The 19,578-nt window shown below is 71.5% G+C and carries 13 protein-coding genes; 2 read left to right on the top strand and 11 right to left on the bottom strand.

Features of this window, described 5'->3' with window-relative positions:
• The first annotated feature begins 2 nt into the window (after positions 1-2).
• Positions 3-1,265, top strand: coding sequence for a N(5)-(carboxyethyl)ornithine synthase (locus tag ACH4DZ_RS20965; RefSeq protein ID WP_398288701.1), 1,263 nt, complete (start codon positions 3-5; stop codon positions 1,263-1,265).
• Here the strand turns inward: ACH4DZ_RS20965 and ACH4DZ_RS20960 are convergent.
• The 8 genes from ACH4DZ_RS20960 to ACH4DZ_RS20925 all read right to left on the bottom strand — a co-directional run bounded on the left by ACH4DZ_RS20960 (position 1,216) and on the right by ACH4DZ_RS20925 (position 10,524).
• Positions 1,216-2,403, bottom strand: a complete 1,188-nt coding sequence (locus ACH4DZ_RS20960) for an LCP family protein (RefSeq protein WP_398288700.1) — start codon at positions 2,401-2,403, stop codon at positions 1,216-1,218. The two genes, ACH4DZ_RS20965 and ACH4DZ_RS20960, sit on opposite strands and share 50 nt — an antisense overlap.
• Positions 2,404-2,448: 45 nt before the next feature.
• The gene (locus ACH4DZ_RS20955; RefSeq protein ID WP_398288697.1) at positions 2,449-4,527 is read right to left on the bottom strand and encodes a bifunctional polysaccharide deacetylase/glycosyltransferase family 2 protein; all 2,079 of its coding nucleotides are present in this window, start codon (positions 4,525-4,527) and stop codon (positions 2,449-2,451) included.
• Between the two features lie 188 nt (positions 4,528-4,715).
• Positions 4,716-5,516, bottom strand: coding sequence for an ABC transporter ATP-binding protein (locus ACH4DZ_RS20950; RefSeq protein ID WP_398288695.1), 801 nt, complete (start codon positions 5,514-5,516; stop codon positions 4,716-4,718).
• Positions 5,513-6,325, bottom strand: coding sequence for an ATP-binding cassette domain-containing protein (locus tag ACH4DZ_RS20945; RefSeq protein WP_398288694.1), 813 nt, complete (start codon positions 6,323-6,325; stop codon positions 5,513-5,515). The genes ACH4DZ_RS20950 and ACH4DZ_RS20945 overlap by 4 nt, the downstream gene beginning before the upstream one ends.
• Positions 6,322-7,203 carry an ABC transporter permease gene (locus ACH4DZ_RS20940; protein ID WP_398288693.1) on the bottom strand — a complete coding sequence of 294 codons (882 nt, stop codon included), beginning with the start codon at positions 7,201-7,203 and terminating at the stop codon, positions 6,322-6,324. Before ACH4DZ_RS20940 ends, ACH4DZ_RS20945 begins: the two co-directional genes overlap by 4 nt.
• Positions 7,200-8,165 (bottom strand): ABC transporter permease, encoded by a 966-nt coding sequence (locus ACH4DZ_RS20935; protein ID WP_398288692.1) that lies wholly within the window; start codon positions 8,163-8,165, stop codon positions 7,200-7,202. Before ACH4DZ_RS20935 ends, ACH4DZ_RS20940 begins: the two co-directional genes overlap by 4 nt.
• Positions 8,165-9,712, bottom strand: a complete 1,548-nt coding sequence (locus tag ACH4DZ_RS20930; RefSeq protein ID WP_398288690.1) for an ABC transporter substrate-binding protein — start codon at positions 9,710-9,712, stop codon at positions 8,165-8,167. The genes ACH4DZ_RS20935 and ACH4DZ_RS20930 overlap by 1 nt, the downstream gene beginning before the upstream one ends.
• Before the next feature lie 83 nt (positions 9,713-9,795).
• Complete coding sequence (locus tag ACH4DZ_RS20925; protein ID WP_398288689.1) at positions 9,796-10,524, bottom strand: DUF1684 domain-containing protein; 729 nt, start codon at positions 10,522-10,524, stop codon at positions 9,796-9,798.
• Positions 10,525-10,903: 379 nt separating this feature from the next.
• Here ACH4DZ_RS20925 and ACH4DZ_RS20920 point away from each other — a divergent pair, with 379 nt between their 5' ends.
• Entirely contained in the window at positions 10,904-13,591 is a 2,688-nt protein-coding gene (locus ACH4DZ_RS20920; protein ID WP_398288688.1) for a DUF6493 family protein, read from the top strand.
• Positions 13,592-13,809: 218 nt separating this feature from the next.
• Here ACH4DZ_RS20920 and fusA read toward each other — a convergent pair whose 3' ends face one another.
• The 3 genes from fusA to ACH4DZ_RS20905 form a co-directional block, all read right to left on the bottom strand.
• Positions 13,810-15,900, bottom strand: coding sequence for an elongation factor G (gene fusA, locus ACH4DZ_RS20915; RefSeq protein WP_398288764.1), 2,091 nt, complete (start codon positions 15,898-15,900; stop codon positions 13,810-13,812).
• A 620-nt stretch (positions 15,901-16,520) separates the two neighbouring features.
• Entirely contained in the window at positions 16,521-17,369 is an 849-nt protein-coding gene (locus ACH4DZ_RS20910; protein WP_398288687.1) for an N-formylglutamate amidohydrolase, read from the bottom strand.
• On the bottom strand, positions 17,370-19,436 hold the full coding sequence (locus tag ACH4DZ_RS20905; protein ID WP_398288685.1) for a serine/threonine-protein kinase: 2,067 nt from the start codon (positions 19,434-19,436) through the stop codon (positions 17,370-17,372).
• Positions 19,437-19,578: the final 142 nt, after the last annotated feature.

The raw sequence follows: 19,578 nt of genomic DNA, 5'->3' as shown, positions 1-19,578 counted from the left end.
GCATGAGTCTGTTGAGTCTCGGAGTACTCGCCTCCTCCCGCAAGGAGAACGAGTTCCGGCTGCCGTTGCATCCCGGTCACCTCGACCGGATCGCTCCCGACGTCCGCGCGAAGATCTTCCTGGAGGAGGGTTACGGCGGCCGGTTCGGCGTCGGTGACGACGCGCTGCGGCCACTGGTGGGCGGACTGCGCTCCCGCGAGCAGCTCCTCGACGAGTGCGATGTCCTCCTGCTGCCCAAGCCGATGCACGAGGACGTGGCCCAGCTGCGCCAGGGCCAGGTCCTGTGGGGCTGGCCGCACTGCGTGCAGGACGAGCGGATGACCCAGCTCGCCGTCGACGGGCAGCTCAGCCTCATCGCCTGGGAGGCCATGAACCACTGGACCTCCACCGGCGCCTTCAGCGTCCATGTGTTCCACAAGAACAACGAACTGGCCGGCTACTGCTCGGTCCTGCACGCCCTGCAGCTCGGCGGACTGACCGGCAGCTACGGCCGCCGGCTGCGCGCGGTGGTCATCAGCTTCGGGGCGACCGCACGCGGGGCGGTGACGGGTCTGGGCGCCATGGGGATCTCCGACGTCACGGTGCTGACCCAGCGTGCCGCCGCGGCCGTCGCCTCGCCGATGCCGTCGGTCGTGATGGGCCACTTCGCCGAGCGCGAGGACGACCCGTCCCGTCTTGAGGCGCTCACCGGGCTCGGTCCCGTGCCGCTCGCGGAGTATCTGGCCGGGTTCGACGTGATCGTCAACTGCATAAGGCAGGACACCGACGCGCCGCTGACGTTCGTCACCGACCAGGAACTCGCCCTGTTCAAGCCGGGCACCTTCTTCGTCGACGTCTCCTGCGACGAGAAGATGGGCTTCGAATGGGCCCGGCCGACCACCTTCGAGGACCCGATGCCCACGGTGGGTACCGGCTGCCACTACTACGGCGTGGACCACAGCCCGTCGCACCTGTGGAACTCGGCCACCTGGGAGATCAGCGAGGCGCTCCTGCCGTATCTGCGCAAGGTGCTGAGCGGCCCGGCGGCCTGGGACAGTGACGCCACGATCAAGAACGCCATCGAGATCCGCGACGGTGTCGTCCTGAACCCGAAGATCCTCTCCTTCCAGAAGCGGTCGGCCGCCTACCCGCACGCCGTCGAGGTCCCGGCCGCGGCGCTTCCGCCGGCTCCGGTGCTTCCCCCGGAGTCGACGAGCGTGGCGTCGAAGAACAGGGTCACCTCTCCCGCGGGAGCGTCACCGGGCGGTCGTCCCTCAGCTCTGTGAAGAGTGTCCGCGCGCGGCGGTCGTCCCACTTCACGGCGCTGCCCTTGGAGGTGGCGAGCGCGGGGTCGGACACGGGCACGTTGAGCTGCCGGCCGCCGCCCGCCGTGACGCCCCGCATCGCGCGGAACAGTGTCATGAGGTCCCGCAGGTCCGTGTCCTTGTCGACCACCAGCGTGTCGAGGCCCGCGCCGAGGGTCGGGAAGGACCTGGCGGGGTTGAGGAGGGTTCCGGGGGTGACCGCCTTCGCGGCGAGGGCGGTCAGGAACTTCTGCTGGTTGCGGGTACGGCCCAGGTCGCCCTGGGCCTCCTGCTTGCGCTGGCGGACGAACGCCAGCGCCGCGGCGCCGTCGAGGGTCTGGCAGCCCTTGCGCAGGTCGGCGCCCGAGTTGGGGTCCCGCACGTCCCGGTCCAGGCACATGTCCACGCCGCCGACCGCGTCCACCACTCCGACGAAGCCCGCGAAGCCGATCTCCGCGTAGTGGTCGACGTGCAGCCCGGTGTTGCTCTCCACGGCCCGTACGAGCAGGTCGGGGCCGCCGAGGGAGAACGCGGCGTTGAGCTTGTCCGGCTCGGCGCGGTAGCTGCGGCCGGTCTCGGGGCGGACGTACGACGGCACGGTCACCCAGGAGTCGCGCGGCAGGCTCAGCATGGTGGTGCCGTTGGCGCCGGTGTGCAGCAGGATCATCGAGTCGGTGCGGCGGCCCTCGGCCGAGCCGGTGCGCAGGTCCTTCCTGGCCTGCTCGGACAGGCCCGCCCGGCTGTCGGAGCCCACGATCAGGTAGTTGGTGCCCTTTCCGGCCGGCGCGCGGTCCGGGAGCGCGCCGAGGTCGACCCCCTGGTCCAGTTCGGTGTCGGCCCACACATAGGTGCCGACGGAGGACGCGACCAGCGCGGCGAGCAGCAGGGCCGCCAGCCGCACGGCCCTGCGACGCCGGGTGCGGCGGGGCCTGGGGGATCTGCCGTTGTCGGCGCTCCGGTGGGGCCGGCTCCCGTCGTCCGTACGGTCCTCGCGCGTACGGCCCGGGGTGGCCGGCGAGGGCATACCGGGCAGCGGTGCCGTACGTGTCGAGGGCGGGGCGCCGTTGCCGCGCCCCGCCCTCGAACCGTGGCCGGTCCCGTGGTCGGTCCCGTCGTTCATCCGCCTGTCCAGTCCTTCGACACCTGGGGGCACCCCGTCACGGGGTCATCTCGTGGGCACGCTCTTATACGGGGCGGGGTCGCCGATCTGTTCAGCGGCGGTGCCGGAACGCTTCATGATCTTCCATTTCAGCCGGCTGCCGAGCAGCACGGCGACCACGGACTGGAAGACGACGAGATACATCAGCTGCCGGTAGACGACGAGTTGGAACGGCATCCACCACAGGGTCCGTACGCGCTCCCCGTCGAGCCGCAACGCGTAACCGGCGCACAGCAGTTGGACGCCCATGAAGGCGAACCACACCGCGGCCGAGCTGAACGGGTCGAGGAACAGCACGCCGTACAGGGCGAACACGTCGATGACCGGTGCCAGGAGCGGGAGGGCGACCTGGAAGATCGCGAGGTAGGTGAGTCCGCGCCGGCCGAAGCGGCCGGCCACGCCCGTCTCCAGGACGGCGCCGCGGTGCTTCCACATCGCCTGGATCGTGCCGAAGCACCAGCGGTAGCGCTGACGCCACAACTGCCGCAGGGAGGTGGGCACTTCGGTCCAGGCGACGGCGGACTCCTCGTAGAGGACGCGCCAGCCCGCCCGCCACAGGGCCATCGTGAGATCGGTGTCCTCGGCGAGGGTGTCGTCACTCACCCCGCCGACGCCCGTCAGCGCGTCCCGGCGGAAGGCCCCGATGGCACCGGGCACCGTGGTCATGCACTCCAGCACCTCGAACATCCGGCGGTCGAGGTTGAAGCCGAAGCAGTACTCCAGGTGCTGCCACTTGGCGAGCAGGCCCCGCCGGTTGCCGACCTTGGTGTTGCCGCTGACCGCGCCGACGGCCGGGTGCGCGAGCGGCTGGACGAGGTGGTGCACGGCGTACGGTTCGAAGACGGTGTCGGCGTCCACCATCACGAGGATGCCGTGACTGGCGTACTCCAGACCGGTGTTGAGGGCGGCGGCCTTGCCCGCGTTGGCCTTGCGGATCACCAGCACCCGTGCGTCACCGACGCCTTCGGCGAGTTCGGCCGTGCGGTCCGTGGAGCCGTCGTCGATCACGATGATCTGCAGCCGGGGGTAGTCGGAGGCCAGCAGTGAGCGGAGGGTGGCCTCGATCCCGGCCTCCTCGTTGTAGGCGGGGACGAGCACGGTGACCGGTTCCGTCACCTCCCGCAGCCAGGGCGCGCCGGGCCGGGAGCGTTCGAGCCGGCGCACATGGGCGCGGGCGAAGTGGACGAGCAGGAGAAGCCGCAGCACGCCGAGCGCCCCGGCGATGCCGAGCGTCCAGGTCATCACGTCCGAGAACGCGCGCCCCAGCCAGGTGGCCCGGATCAGGGCCGTACCGCTCCAGCGCTCGACCGCCGACACCCGCTCGTACGGGGTCAGCCGCACCCCGGCCGAGACGGTGGTGAAGCGGTCGACCCCCGGGTTGCCGAGCAGCTTCTCCGTCTCCCGGTAGGCGGTCGCCGTCTGGCTGAACTGACGGACCAGGCCCTGTGCGGGCTTGCGGGACGCCTTGTCGGCGGCGACCAGTACATAGCCGTGGGCGGTGGCGCGCCGGGCCGCCGCCCACTCACGGCCGCACAGGGTGTCGGGCGAGGTGGTCCGCGGCATCCGCAGCAGCTGGGTGCGCAGGCTGGCGGTGCCTGCCAACACGCTTTGGGTCAGGTCCAGTTCGGCGGAGAAGCGCAGTGCGGACGTCTCGCCCAGGGCGGCTCCCGTGTAGGTGTTGGAGCCGATCTCGTGGCCCTCGGCGCGGATCCGCCGTACGAGGTCCGGGTGACGCGCGGCCTGTGATCCCAGCAGGAAGAAGGTGGCGCGGGCCCGGTGCTTCTTCAGCAGATCGAGGAGGCGCGGGGTCCAGACGGGGTCTGGGCCGCCGTCGAAGGTGAGCGCGACGGTGCGGGCGGGCATCGAGGCGGTCTGCACGCCGTTGCGGTTGATGCCGATGACGGGGCCGCCGCGTACGACGGCGTCGGGTGCGGGTGAGGTGCAGGCGGACCGGGTGTCCGCGGCGTCGACCTCGTGGTTGGTCCAGCCCTCGAAGAGGAGGGCCGCGAACATCGCGGGCAGGACGAGTATCAGCAACAGCCAGTGCCCTCGCGGATCGCGGGACTGCTTGTGCCGAGCCCTCACCAAGCGCCACCCCTCCCCCCGACCGCTCTTCTGCCCTCCCCGGCATCGGTGACCGAAGCGCTGGAAGAGGTCTGCTGCCACAGGCTGGCGGGGCCGGAGTTACGCATGGGGCGCGAGTCTAGCCACAGCCTCGCGCTCGCACGGGGCCGACGCCGAGGCTCACAGGAAGGGGGCTGCCGGCCCGCCGCTCAGACCGGCAGCCGCGGCACGCTGTCGATCAGCCGCCGGGTGTACGGGTGGGCCGGGTCGCCCAACACCTGCGCGGTGTCGCCCTGTTCGACCAGCCGGCCGCTCTCCAGTACCGCCGTGCGCTCGCACAGGGAGGCCACCACCGACAGATCGTGGGAGACCATGACGAGGGTCAGCCGCCGCTCCTCCTTCAGCTCGGCCAGCAGGTCGACGACCTTGACCCGGGTGGTGACGTCGAGCGCGCTCACGGGTTCGTCGGCGAGCAGCACGCGCGGGTCGCACACGATGGCGCGGGCGATCGCGATGCGCTGACGCTGGCCGCCGGAGAACTCGTGCGGGTAGCGGGAGGCCGCGTCCGCCGGAAGCCCGACCCGTTCGAGGGCGGCGGCCACCTTCGGCGCAGCGGTCGTCCGGGAGTCGAGGCCCAGGGAGCGCAGCGGCTCCGCGACGATCGCGGCGACGCGACGGCTGGGGTCGAGTGAGGAGTACGGGTCCTGGAACACGCACTGGACGCCTCGCCGGAAACGGCGCATCTGCCGCCGGTCGCGCGGGGCGAGCCGCTCGCCGTCGAAGTGGACGGTACCGGCCGTGGGGCGGGCGAGTCCCAGCAGGAGCCGCAGCAGGGTGGTCTTGCCCGCGCCCGACTCCCCCACCAGGGCCAGCGACTGCCCCGGCTCGACGGCCAGGGACACATCCTGTACGACGTCGGCGGCGGCGCCCCGATAGCGTACGGCCACGTCCGTGAGCTCCAGTACGGGTGTCGGCTTCGCCACCTCCGTCGGCTTGGGCTCCGGTGTCATCGCGGGCTCCTCAGGTCCAGGGCGGACTCCAGCTTCCGGGCGCCGGCGACCAGCGCCCTGGTGTAGTCGGCCTTCGGCGCGGTGACGACGTCCAGGACGGGGCCCTCCTCGACGGCCCGCCCGTCCTTCAGCACCAGGACCCGGTCGGTCACCCTGGCGACCACGGCGAGGTCGTGGCTGACGAACAGCACGGCCATCTCGCGTTCGCGGACGAGGGTGTCGAGCAGCTCCAGCATCTCGGCCTGGACGGACACGTCGAGCGCGGTGGTGGGTTCGTCGGCGATGAGCAGGCTCGGTTCGCAGGCCAGCGCCATGGCGAGGGCGACGCGCTGACGCTGGCCGCCGGAGATCTCGTGCGGGAAGGCGTGGGCGATGCGCTCGGGTTCGGGCAGCCGTACCCGCGACAGCGCCTCCTTGACGGCGGCGCGCAGGTCCCGGCCCTTGATTCCGGTCCTGCGTGCCAGGGGCTCGGCGATCTGGCGGCCCATGCGCATCAGCGGGTCGAGGGCGGTCAGGGGTTCCTGGAAGACCACGGCCGCGTCCCGGCCGCGTACGGCGGTGAGGCGCTTCTCCGGGGCGCCGACGATCTGTGTACCGGCCAGTTCGACGCTGCCGGTGGCGGTCATGCCGTCGGGCAGCAGGCCCAGCAGGGCGAGTGTGGTCAGGGACTTGCCGGAGCCGGACTCGCCGATCAGACCGAGCCGTTCGCCGCTGCCGACGGTGAAGGAGAGGTCGTCGACGAGGGTGCGTCCGCCGTCGGTGCGCACGGTCAGGCCGCGCACGTCCAGGAGGGGGGCGGGGGAGGTCATGTCCGCCTCCTTCTCGTAGCCGGGTCGAGGGTGTCGCGCAGTCCGTCGGCGATGAGGTTGACGCCGACGACGAGCACGACCAGCAGGATGCCGGGGGCCAGCGCGCCCGCGGGTGCGGTGGTGAAGGTGGCCTGTGCCTCCTGGAGCATGCGGCCCCAGGAGGCGTTGGGCGGCGGGGCGCCGAGGCCGAGGTAGGACAGTCCGGCCTCGGCGAGCACGGCGAGGCCGAACTGGAGCGCCAGGTTGACCACGAGGGTGGGCCAGATGTTCGGCAGGACGTGCCCGGCGACCGTACGCGGCCAGGAGGTGCCCGAGGTCCGGGCCGCCGTGACGTAGTCCCGCGCCAGGACCCGCTTGACGAGGATCCGGACGAGCCGGGCGACCACCGCGCTCTGGGCCAGCCCGATGGCGAGGATCGCGGAGCCGAGGGTGGCCGAGCGGGCCGCGACGACGAGCATCGCGAGCAGCAGGGTCGGGAAGGCGATGAGGATGTCGAGGAACGCGGCGAGGGTGTCGTCGAGCCACCCTTGCGCGAACGCGGCGAGCACGCCGAGGGTGACCCCGACGAGCGCGGCGATCGCGACCGACCCGAGGCCCGCCTGTACCGCGATACGGGCGCCGGTCATCAGTTGGGTGAGCAGGTCCCGGCCCAGCTTGTCGGTGCCGAGCAGGTGTCCGTCGCCGGGACCCGCGAGCCGGCCGCCGGAGGTGTCCTCGGTGTCGAAGGGCAGCCAGACGAGCGAGACGAGGGCGAGCAGCACGATCAGGACGGTCAGCGAGCAGCCCGCGAGGAGCGTGGCGGAACGGCGGCGGCGCGAGACCGGCGTCGCCGACTCCGCGGGCTCCGTCTCCTTGAGCGGGGCGGGCGGCAGGGTCATCGGGCACCTCCGGAGAGCCGTCCGCGCAGCCGCGGGTCGATGATCCGCTGGACCAGGTCGGCGGCGAAGCCGATCAGGAGCACGGCGAGGGTCGAGACGAACAGGACGCCCTGGACGACCGGGTAGTCGTGCTGGGCGATACCGGTGGCGAGCAGCGAGCCGAGTCCTGGCAGCGCGTACACCGACTCCACGACGACCGCGCCGAGCAGCGTCGAGGCGAGTTCGATCCCGAGGATGGAGATGACCGGTACGGAGGCGTTGCGCAGCCCGTGCCGCCACATGGCCCGCGGGAAGGACGCGCCGAGGGCCCGGGCGGTGCGCAGATAGTCGCTGCCGAGGACGTCGAGGGTGGCGGAACGGACGTACCGGATCAGGGAGGCGCCCATCACGAGCGCGATGGTGACCACCGGCAGGACGAGTGAGCGGATGGCTTCGGCGGGCGCGGCCCAGCCGTCCTGCGGGAAGCCGCCGGAGGGGAGCCAGCCCGCGTTCAGCGCGAACACGGCGATGAGGATCATGCCGAGCCAGAACACCGGGACGGCGATGCCCAGCTGGGAGATCCCGCTGAGCACCGCCCCGTACCAGGTGTGGCGCTTGTACGCGGCCACGAAGCCGACCGGTACGGCGATGACGACGGCCAGCACGAACGCGGCCAGCGTCAGCGGGACTGTGACGTTCAGGCGGGCGCTGACCTCGGGGCCGACCGGCAGCGAGCTGACGAAGGACGTGCCGAGGTCGCCGCTCGTCAGCTGCCCGAGCCAGTGGGTGAACTGTTCGGGCAGCGGACGGTCGGAGCCGATGGAGTGGCGGGCCGCGGCGATCTGTTCCGGACTGGCGCCCACCGAGGTGAGCGCGTTGGCCGGGTCGCCGGGGAGCAGGCGCAGCAGTACGAAGAGCACCACGCTCGCCAGGGCCAGCGACACCAGGAGGAACGCGAGTCGGCGCAGGAGATAGCGCCCCATCAGCCCTTCTTCTTGATGTCGTAGGCGTAGAACTGCGAGTTGAGGCCGTTGAGCGGGTAGCCGGAGAGCTTGCTGCTCGCGACGACGATCTGCGGGTAGAGGTAGAGCCAGTCGCTGGCCGCGTCCTCGGCGGTCTTGCGGTTGACCTTCTTGAGCAGGTCGGTCTGCTCGTCGGTCGTGGAGGCCTCCTCGGCCTGCTCGACCCACTGGGTGACCTGCTTGTCGTCGTAGCCCCAGTAGAAGTCGGGGTTGCCGTACCAGACCAGGTCGCGGTCGTTCACGTGCTCCTGGAGCGTGGCCGTGAAGTCGTGGTTCTTGTAGACCTTCGTGTACCACTCGTCCGGCGTGATCGTGTTGATCTTGACGGTGATGCCGACCTTGGCGAGCTGCGACTTGATGAAGGTCGCGGCCGTGGGGTGCGGGTCGTAGTTCGGGGTGTCGAGGGTGAAGCTGAAGCCCTTGGCGTAGCCCGCCTCCGAGAGCAGCTTCTTCGCCTTGGTGACGTCGTACGCGTTGACGTCGGTGAGGTCTTCGTACCAGGGGTCGGTCGGCGGCACCATCGAGCCGATGAGCTTGCCGTAGCCGCCCCAGACGGAATCGAGCAGCTTCTTGTCGTCGATGGCGGCGGAGACGGCCTGGCGGACCTTGACGTCCGTGAACGGCTTGGCCTTGTCGTTGAAGGCGAGGAGCAGCTTGGTGGTGGAGTCGCCGTCGTTGACCTTGTAGTTCTGGTTGCTCTTGAACTGCTCCAGGGCGTCGGGCGACTGCTCGCTGGTGACCACGTCGACGGCGTTGGTCAGCAGCGCGTTGTTCAGCGCGGAGGCGTCCTTGTAGTAGTGGTAGACGACCTTCTTGTTGGCGGCGGCGTCGCCCCAGTAGCCGGCGAAGCGGTCGAGGCTCAGCGCGGAGCCGCGGGTCCACTTGGCGAGCTTGTAGGGGCCGGTGCCGTCCTCGGTCGTCTTGAGGTTCTTGGCCTCGGAGTTGATGATCCAGACGTAGGAGAGGTTGTAGACGAAGGAGATCGACTTCTTCGACAGGGTGACCTCGACGGTCTTCGCGTCGGGGGTGGCGATGTCCTTGACGACTTCGAGGTTGCTCTTGCGGGCGGACTGCGAGTCGTCCGCGAGGACCTTCTCCAGGCTGTACTTGACGTCGGCGCTGGTCAGTTCCTTGCCGCTGTGGAACTTCACGCCGTCGCGCAGGGTGAAGGTGTAGGTGAGGCCGTCCTTGCTCACCTCGTGGTCCTGGGCGAGGAGGCTCTCGACCTTGCCGTCGTCGGTGAGCTTGAACAGACCCTCGTAGACGTTGCCGTTCAGGGCCTCGGTGACGCCCTGGCCGCCGCCCGCGGTGTTGTCGAGGTTCTGCGGCTCGTAGAGGGAGCCGATGTTGACGGTGGCGTTCTTGTCCCAGGTGCCGGAGGAGGCACTGCCGCCACCCGAGCCGCCGCCGCAGGCGGTGAGGCCTAGGGCGAGGGTGGCGACGGTGGCGGTGCCGTAGAGGGAGGCTCTGGCCTTGCTGTTCTTGCTGGCCTTGCTGGTCTTGTTCATGGGTGTCAGGTGCCTTCGGTGCGAGGAGCCTCGGGTGCTGCGGGGAGCCGCCCGGTGCTGCGGGATTCGGTGAGGAGGGGCGATCAGTGCTGGGCCGGGAAGCCGTCGCGGAAGAGGGGAAGCTTCTCGCCGGCCTCGACGGCCAGGTGGAAGCGGTTCTGCCGCGGCGGCATCGGACAGTTGTACTGATCGGAGAACCCGCAGGGCGGCACGAAGGCCCGGTTGAAGTCGAGGATCACCCGGTTGTCGTCCTGGGTACGCCGTACGAACAGGAAGCGGCCGGCGCCGTAGGTGGTGTCCCCGTTCGTGGGATCGCCGAAGACGAGGAGCAGGGTGCCGTCGTCGTCGAAGGCGCTGAGGGTGTACTCGCGGCCGTCGACGGTGAGCGTGATGTCGCCCGGAACGACCAGTTCGCGGGTGCCGCCGTTGTCCCGGAGGTGCTCGAAGGCGACGCGGCGGGCGCCGGGCACGGGGGTGTAGGTCGCCTCCAGGACCCACGCCGGGTCGTACGGGAAGGCGGTGACGCCGTCGAAGTGACGGATGGCGGGCGATTCCGCGTCCCAGAGGCGCAGGCCGTGCTCGGGTTCGCCGGTGACGAGGTCGGTGCGCCGGAGCGTGGTGACCGTCACGCTGTCCGGCTGACCCGCGCGGGCCGCCTCGGTGTCGGGCTGCTCGCCCGCGGGCAGCCAGCGGGTCTCGACGAGGGCGAGGTTGCCGGCCGGCGAGGTGAGCGAGCGGTGGCGCTCGGCACGCCAGGCCTTCCACTCCTCCCCGGGGTCGACGGAGGCCGGGGCGGCGGTGGGCTGGGACACGGCGGACTCATTCGACTAGGAGGGCAGCAACGATCCCGGATCGCCGACGGGACGCCTGGACGACGGGACAGCGGTGATGACAGGACAGCGGGATGACGGCACGAACACGGATCGTTAATAGATGGTCAAAGCATGTCCTTTATCGTTCATAAGGTCACCTAATGTCAAACATACATCTCGGCCGGCGAGACGGCGAGTCTCAGATCTGGACGGCTCCACGTAGGGCCGCCACCCCGGACCACCGCCCCGCTCACACCTCGATCGTTGCCGTCTGAACGTTTTCTTCGTCCTGTCGGTGCGCGGCCCTAGCGTGTCCATGTGGCTCAACTCACCATGACCTGGGCCTACTTACCCACACGTAAGCGACGAAAGCGGCACGATGAAGCTGGTCGAACTTGTAGAGGCCGGCGACGTCGCCGGAGTGGTCCGGGAGCTGGGCGCCCTGCCGCCGGAGCGGCGCGGGGCGTGCGCGGCCGGATTGGCGGCCCTCCGCGAGGCGATCTCCCGGCGGGCGAACACCGCGGAGGTGAGGGCATCCCTGTTCGCCGCCGAACTGGGCTGCCAGGTCACCCCCGAGGCCGCGGCGTCCTGGCTCCTGACGTACCGGTACTTCAAGGTGGACACCTGGACGGTGGACGTGCTGAACCTGCACCCCGCCGCCTGGCGCGCCGAGCTGGTCGCACGCCTCGGCGAACGGGCGACGGCCTCGGACACGCTGTACACGATCACCGAACACCTCGTCCACGACACCGGCTGCCCGCCGCCGGCCTCCCGGAAGTTCGTCCTGGCCTGGCTGCTCAACCGCGCCAACAACCGGGAGCGGCCCGCGCGGGTACTGGGCGGGGCACCGGGCGCCGACCTCCTGGAGCGGCTGCGCGCGGACGCCTTCACCCCGAAACTCGTCCCCCTGGCCGTGGAAAGACCGGGGCGTATCGTCTTCGGCCGTGCGGTGTGGCTGCTGGAAGCTCTCGTCGCCCTCACCGCCGAGGGCTTCGCCGACCGCGGCGAACTGGTCGACAACCTCTTCGCGGACATGGTCCGTGATCCGCCGGGAGGAGCCCAGGCGGCGGCCATGCTGGAGGCACTCGCGCTCACCCCGGCCGAACACGCCCGGGTGGCCCCCGCGCGCGCCGCGCTGGCCGGGCAGCTGCTCGGGCACCTGCTGGACGACGGCACGCGCGTGGAGACCGCGCCCTTCCTGGCGTTCCTGCGGGCCCTGAACTCCGCCCCGGCCGAGAACGCGCTCCTGGTACGGGACCATCTGGCGCTGCTCGACCGGTCGTTGCCGGTGGCCGCCTACGCCCAGGAGATCCTGACCGCCTTGGACGAGTCGGGGCTGCTGGAGCCCGACGCCCGCACCGAGGCGTGCGTACGGGTCCTGCTCCGTCCCGAGAAGAAGCTGGTCCGCGCCCAGCTGACCTGGCTCGACCGCGCGATCCGGCGGGACCCGGCGCGCGCGGACAGGTCGCTCGTCGACATGGCCATCACCTTCGGACACCGGGACCTGGCGCTGCAGGAGCACGCACTAACCCTGACGGCTCGTCACATCAAGGCTGCCGGGGAGTCGGTTCTCCCGGAGTTACGGACGGCCGCCGAACGGCTCAGCCCCGGGCTCGCGGCGCGTGCGGGCGAGTTGTTCGGCGCACAGCAGGACGTGGACGGCACACCACAGGTCGTCGTCAGCGAGGCGTACGCGGACACACTGCCTCCCGTGCCGCTGCCGAGCCCGGTGCCGGAGCCCATGGCAACAGTCACCGAGGTCGCGCACGAGGTGGCGGCGGTCGTCGCGAACGACCAGGACGTGGTGGCCTTCGAGCGCGCACTGGACGGCCTGGTCCGCCACGCCCATGTGGACCGGACCGCGCTGTCCGAGGCACTGGAGCCGGTCATGCGCCACCGTCCGAAGGACGCCTACGACTGGGTGCAGGCGGACCTCTACGACGTGGCGGCCACGGTGCGGGGCGACGAACCGAGGTCCCGGGTCGGCCTGCTGCACCGGGTCGTCCACCTAGGCCGGACTCGCCCGAGCAGCAGTTTCTCGCTGGCCGGTTCGATGCTCGCCGCACGGCTGGCCGAGGCGATGGAGATCGTCGAGTCCGGCACCCAGCCGTTCCTGCTGGCCGTGCCGACCCTCTCCACCGGCGCACTGGACGCCGCCGTACTACTGGAACGGATCTCGGCGCTCGCCGGCCTGGGCATCACGCCCGCGCCGGTCGACCTGGCCCAGGCCCTGCTGCGGGTCACCCCGACGGCGGACGACGAGGTGCTCCGCGCGGCCGGGGCTCTCGACTCCCCCGCCGGCCGGCGGCTGGCGCACTGGCTGCGCGAGGGCGGGCTTCCGCACCAGGACTCGGAACCGGAGGGCTGGCCCCACTGCAAGCCGCCGAAGCCCGCCTCGCAGGGGTGGTGGACACCCGCGCGCCCCGGGGTGGCCCTCGACCCCGGGTTCCCGTCGGCCGCGGCGGCGCTGGTCGGGCCGTACGCCGGCAACAACGGCCTCGCCGACCCGATCCGGCCCTTCTGGGTCGCCCAGTTGCCGCACCACCGCGAGGAGTTGATGGCGCGCGACTACTTCGAGCCGCGCATGTCCCAGACGGGGTGGCCGCGCGTCCTGCCGCTCGTCGCGGAGTCCGGAGGTCCGGCGGGTTACTCGGTGCACCTGGCCGTGGCCTTCGGGTTGATCTGGCGCATGGACACCGACGCGGTGGTGGACACCCTGCTGGTGCTGGCCGCACGGGGGCAGTTGGACGGCGGGCTGCTCGGACGGCAGCTGGAGGCGTTGCTGAACGACGAATGGCCCAGCCCGAGCCGGGCGGCCGAGTCGTTGCGGGCCGCCGCCGAGACGGGTGCGTACGCCACGGTGTGGACCGTCCTGGCAGCAGCCCTGCCCGGCCTGCTGCGCGGCACACCGGTCCGGGGCGTGGGTGAACTGCTGGCGCTCGCCGTGGAATGCGTGTCGCGCTGCGGGGCGAAGGGGGAGATCACCGAGGTCACGGCGACGGCCGACCGCAAGGGTTCGAGCCTGCTGATGAAGAACGCGCGACTACTGCGGGACGCACTCCGCTGAAGCCCGCCCGGTGAACGGCTGTCCCGCCCACGCATGGTCGGGACCGCCGTCGGGGCCGTCCGGGGCCCGTCGGCTGCCCCGCACCCGACGCCTGCTCCGGAGCGCGCGCGGCCCCCACTCCGGATCCCGTCCGGACCACCTGGGCGCGGGCGTCTCCCGCCCGGCCCCGGCGCCAGGGCGTATCCCATGGGACGCGCCCCCTCCGGAGCCCGTCCGGACTACCGGGGCGCGGGCGGCCCCTCGCCCGGCCCCGGCGCCGGGGCGTACCCCGTGGGACGGGTGGTGAAGACCCCCCGGCCCTGCGTGCGGCTTCGCAGCCGCGTCGCGTAGCCGAACAGTTCGGCCAGCGGCACGGTGGCGGTGACGACGGCCGCACCCGCCCGCGTGGTCGATCCGGTGACCCGGCCGCGCCGTGCCGCCAGGTCGCCGAGGACGCCGCCCACGGCCTCGTCGGGAGCGGTGACCGTGACCTCGACCACCGGTTCCAGCACCGCCAGCACGCTCGCCCGCAACGCCTCGCGGAGGGCGAGCCGTCCGGCCGTCCGGAACGCCATCTCCGAGGAGTCCTTCGAGTGGGTCGCCCCGTCCCGCAGGACGACCCGCAGCCCCGTCACGGGATGACCGCCGAGCGGACCTTCACTCAGCGCGTCCCGGCAGCCGGCCTCCACAGCCCGTACGAACTCCCGCGGCACCCGGCCGCCGACGACGGCCGACCGGAACTCGAACCCGGTCGCGCTGCCTCCGTCCTCACGACCGGCGTCCCCCTCCAACGGCTGCACGTCCAGCACGACATGGGCGAACTGACCTGCCCCGCCGTCCTGTTTGACATGCCGGTAGGCCAGCCCGGCCACTCCGCGTACGACCGTCTCCCGGTAGGCCACCCTCGGTCGGCCGACCCGGATGTCCAGCCCCTGGGCGCGGCGGATCTTCTCCACCGCCACCTCCAGATGCAGTTCGCCCATGCCGGACAGCACGGTCTGCCCGGTCTCGTCATCGGTCCGCACCACCAGCGACGGATCCTCCTCCACGAGCCGTGCCAGCGCCGCCGCCAGGCGATCCGTGTCCGTGCTCGTCCGTGCCTCGACCGCGACCGAGACGACGGGTTCGGCGGTGCCCGGCGGTTCGAGGACCAGCGGGGCGCCGGGTGCGCACAGGGTCGATCCCGCGCGGGCGGACTTCAGTCCGACCACGGCGACGATGTCCCCGGCCACGGCCCGGTCCAGCTGGGCGTGCCGGTCGGCCTGGACCCGCAGGATCCGGCCGATCCGTTCGGTGCGCGTCGCACCCGCGTCCCGCACGGCCACCACTTCTCCCTTCCGGATCGTCCCCGAGTACACCCGCAGACAGGTCAGCCGCCCGGTGGCGGTGGCGTTCACCTTGAACGCCAGGGCCGCGAACGGCGCGTCCGGATCGGCGGCCCGCACCTGCTCGGCCCCGTCCAGCGTGCCGCGTACGGCGGGCACGTCCGACGGTGAGGGCAGATACGCGACCACGGCGTCCAGCAGCGGCTCGATGCCCCGGTTGCGGTAGGCCGAGCCGCACAGCACGACCACACCGTCACCGGTACGGGTCAGGTCGCGCAGCGCGCCCGCGAGGGTCCGCGCGGAGAGACCCGCCGGCGTACAGAACTCCTCCAGGGCGCCCGGGTGAAGCTCCGCGACGGCCTCCTCCAGCAGTCGTCGCCGCCGACCCGCCTCCTCCGACAGGGCTGCGGGCACGGGCCCTTCTTCGACCCCGCCGATCCCTTCGGCGCCCGCGGCCCCCTCGGCCCAGACCAGCGCCCGCATACGCACCAGGTCGACGACTCCGCGGAACCCGTCCTCCGAGCCGATGGGCAACTGCACGACCAGCGGCGCCGGATGCAGCCGCTCCCGGATGGACGCGACCGCCGAGTCGAGGTCGGCCCCAGCCCGGTCCAGCTTGTTGACGAAGGCGATCCGCGGCACCCCGAACCGGTCGGCCTGCCGCCACACCGACTCGCTCTGCGGTTCCACCCCCGCGACGGCGTCGAACACCGCCACCGCCCCGTCCAGCACGCGCAGCGACCGTACGACCTCGTCGGAGAAGTCGACGTGCCCCGGAGTGTCGATCAGGTTGACGCGATGCCCGTCCCAGTCACAACTGACGGCGGCGGCGAAGATGGTGATGCCGCGGTCACGTTCCTGCGGGTCGAAGTCGGTGACGGTCGTCCCGTCATGCACCTCACCACGCTTGTGCGTGGTCCCGGTGACATACAGGATCCGCTCGGTGACGGTGGTCTTGCCCGCGTCGACGTGGGCGAGAATGCCGAGATTGCGGACGGCATCCAGCGGGGCGGCGGGATGCGCGGCGCGGTTGTCATGAAGCTGATCGAGGTGATGAAGATGGAGTTCGGTACGCACGGCCCAAGGCCTTCCAGGACTGACTGATCCGGATGGGGTCGGCGCGATTCCCGTACGACGCTCAGACAGGTCGGACGTGTCAGACGTGTCAGACGTGTCAGACGTTCGAAACGGGCATCCGGTGCGAGCCGCGCAGCCCGCACCGGTTCCACGGAGACACGAGGATCACCTCGTACCGCGACAGAGGAACGACGACAGCGGTGCGGTACCGCATGGCCGGGCTCCCCTCAATGGTCACGGGGCGCGTCGCGCTGGTGCGCGGCGCGCGTTGTGGGGCGAGTGTAGGGAACCGAACTGCCGTGGCGCACCGGGTTATTCGCGTCCGGGCTCCATGGTCGACGACCAGCGGCGCGTCGGCGAAGACCAGGGTCGATCCGTCGTCGGCCGCCCCGGCCGGCCGTTCCGTCGTATCGTCGAGGCCGCGGGTCCAGCCTCAGTCGATGACCGCGCCGGAACCGTCGACGGCGGCGACACCCGTCTCGTTGTGCCTGCGGGTTCCGCCGTGCGCCCAGGCCAGGTCGATGCCGATGAACCGCTCGATCGCCATCTCAGGCCTCAAGCTCTCCGGCCACCGTCTCGACCAGTTCCGCCAGCGCCGCCGCCACCTGGGCGAGGCCCGCCCCCGCCGGCCCGCCCGGCTCGGTCATGTAGACGTCCCGGCGGATCTCGATCATCAGGGCGCTGACCCGCCGGTCGGTGCCGTAGTACTTCAGCGGGACGTACGTTCCGGCGAAGGGGCTGTTGATGCCCGTGCCGCCGAAGCCGGTGAAGGTCTTCTCGGCGTGGGCGAGAAGGCCGGGCGGGGTGTGGAAGGCGTCGCTTCCGAGGCAGACGGGCGGGCGGGGGCCGTCGCCGTGGAGTTCGTACGGCAGCCGGTCCGTGGGATAGGAGTGCACGTCGATGACCACGGCTCGCCCGACTGCAGCCAGCCGCTGTGTCACGGCGTCGGTCATGGCGGCGGCGTAGGGGTGGAAGTAGCGGTCCAGGAGCTGTTGTTCGACCGCGGCGCCCGGAACGTCGTGCGGTCGGAGCGGCTCGCCGTGTGTGGTGCGGGTGTAGACCGCTCCCATGCCCGCCGCCCGCATCTCCTCCCGTTCGTCGGGGAAGCGTTCGGGGTCGACGACCAGGCGGGACAACTGGTTGACGAATCGCCAGGGTTCCGCGGCGGGCCGGGCCGCGCACCGGGCGGCGGCCTGCGCGGCGATCCGCGCGGTGTGCGAGTCGGTGATGTGGTCCAACTCCCCTTCCAGCGCGGCGTCGTCGAGCACGATGCCGGTCCGTACGTCCGCGGGGACCGTCCGTGCGGAGTGCGGTACGTGCAGGATCACCGGTGAGGCGGGGGCGCCGGGTACGAGACTGTACGGGACCGAGCTGTACGGGACCGAAGTGCCGTACATCTAGGCGCCCTTGGCGACAGTCACCGTCACCGAGAGGTCGCCCGAGTTGTCGGCGACGCAGCCGTCGTCGCCGTCGTTGATGCGCAGTTCGAGCGTGCCCCCGGCCGCCGCCTCGAAGGTCCACTGCTTGCCCACGATGTGACTCTCCTCGCCCTCCCCGGCCTCGGTGAAACGCCCGAGGAGCGCGCCGAAGGGAGCCGACTCGTTGACCTTGCAGTCCGCCGCGGCGAAGTCGAGCGACTTGTCGGTCTCGGCGTCGTAGCCGTCCGGTCCTGTCAGTGGCATCTCGGGATCGTCGACGGTCCACTGCCCCGAGGTGAAGCGGACGGTGACGGTGTCGCCGGACTGGATGGGCGTGTCGGTGACCCGCTGCCAGCCCTCGGCGCCATGGACCACCGACTCGTTGACGACGGGCGTCGCCGGCAGGGGCGTACCGGCAGGAAGGGGCGTACCGGCCGGCAGGGAGATACCGGCTTCGCTTCCCGGTTCCTTGCCGTCCGAGGCGTCGGCCTGGGCGGACCGTTCGAACGGCGGAACCCCCGCGAGGAAGAGGCCGAGAGCGGTCCCCGCGAAGACGAGGGCGACCGAGGAGACCACCAGCCCCAGGACCCTTCTGTCACGCCGGCTCTCGTCCCTGCGCATCAACGCGGAGGCGGTCGCGGCGTCGTACCGCGAAGTGGGTGGCGCGTGATCCGTCCACGGGACGTGCTGACGGGTCCTGGTCTCCGCGTCCGCGAGGGAGACTCCGGCCTGGATCGCTATCCGGACGGTGGCCGACGGCAGCGACCTCGGGTCGGCCGCGAGCCCCTCGGCGGCGTGCCGCAGAGCGGTCGTCGCGTCAGGGATGGAGGGCCGCTCCTCGGGCGCCTTGCGCAGCAGCGCCTCCACGGCCGGGAGCAGCGGACCCAACCGCGCCGGGAGATTGGGCTGTTCGTACGCGACGGCGTGCAGGGTGGCCGCGTGCCCGGGGCGCCGGAAGGGTGACGCCCCGGTGGCGGCGGTGACGAGTGTCGCGGCCAGCGCCCACAGGTCCGAAGCGGGGCCGACCACACCGCCGTTGACACGTTCGGGCGCCATGTACTCGACGGAGCCGGCGAATTCACCGGAGTTGGTGAGCGCCTCGCCGTCGTCGAGGACGGCGATGCCGAAGTCCGTCAGGACCGCGCTGCCGTCGCGGCGGAGCAGGACGTTGGCCGGCTTGACGTCCCGGTGCAGGGCTCCGGCGGCGTGCACGGCGTCGAGCGCGCCGAGCAGTTGCGCCCCCAGTGCGGCGACCCGCGTCGGTTCCAACGGGCCGTTCCGCGCGATGAGTTGGGCGAGGGAAGGACCGTCGATCAGCTCCATGACGATCCACAGCCGGTCCTCGTACTCGACGAGGTCGTGGACCCCGACCACATGCGGGTGCGGCACCCTGGCCACCACCCGCGCCTCCCGCACGGCACGGCGCAGCCATACGCGGTGGTCCTCGTCGCCCTGGGTGAAGACGTGCAGCTCCTTGGCCGCGACATCCCGCGCGAGCAGTTGGTCGTGGGCCCGCCAGACGGTGCCCATGCCGCCCCTGCCTAGCTGGTCGGTCAGCCGGTACCGACCCGCGATCAGACGCCCGGCACCCCGTGCCGCGTGCGCCGCACCCTGCTGATCATCACTGCCGGACAACACGCCCGCCTCACGCCCCTCCCGACGGCTTCCTCGCCACCGGCCCCATGTATCACTCGAACACCGGCGAGCATAGCGGTGGGAACTGACGTCGGAACGACAGCTCGGCGAAGAAGCCCGGGCCCGGCTGCGGGGGCCGCGACGGGCGTCTTTCGGCGCTCCTCGCACGAACTCGCGCGACGTCTCGCGGGCACCGTCGCGACCTGCGGTTTTCAGCCTGTACTGAAACGATTGCCCGTGCACCGCACCGCCCGTCAAGCTGTGGACACCGGCCCGGGGCTCGACCGGCTTCAGCAACTTCCCCCCGCCTCCGCCGGAACCGTTCAGCCCTGTCCGGGCAGCACTGGGGAGTGCCCGGGCAGGGCTGGGCTGGACTGCTCGGTGCGGACCGGACGGTGTTCGCCGCACCATGTCGCTGCGCGCGCGGGGCCCGGTACGCCGGGCCCCGCTTCCGCATGTGCCGCCCCGGGGCCGCAGCGCATGAATTTCTGATCCCCCTGTAAGAAGTGGGCCTCCGCGCGCATTGCTTGGTGAGAGAGCCGACAAGAGGGGA

The organism is Streptomyces sp. NPDC017991, from assembly GCF_044328075.1.
Lineage (GTDB): Bacteria > Actinomycetota > Actinomycetes > Streptomycetales > Streptomycetaceae > Streptomyces.
This window is presented reverse-complemented; position numbering and strand designations above follow the sequence as displayed.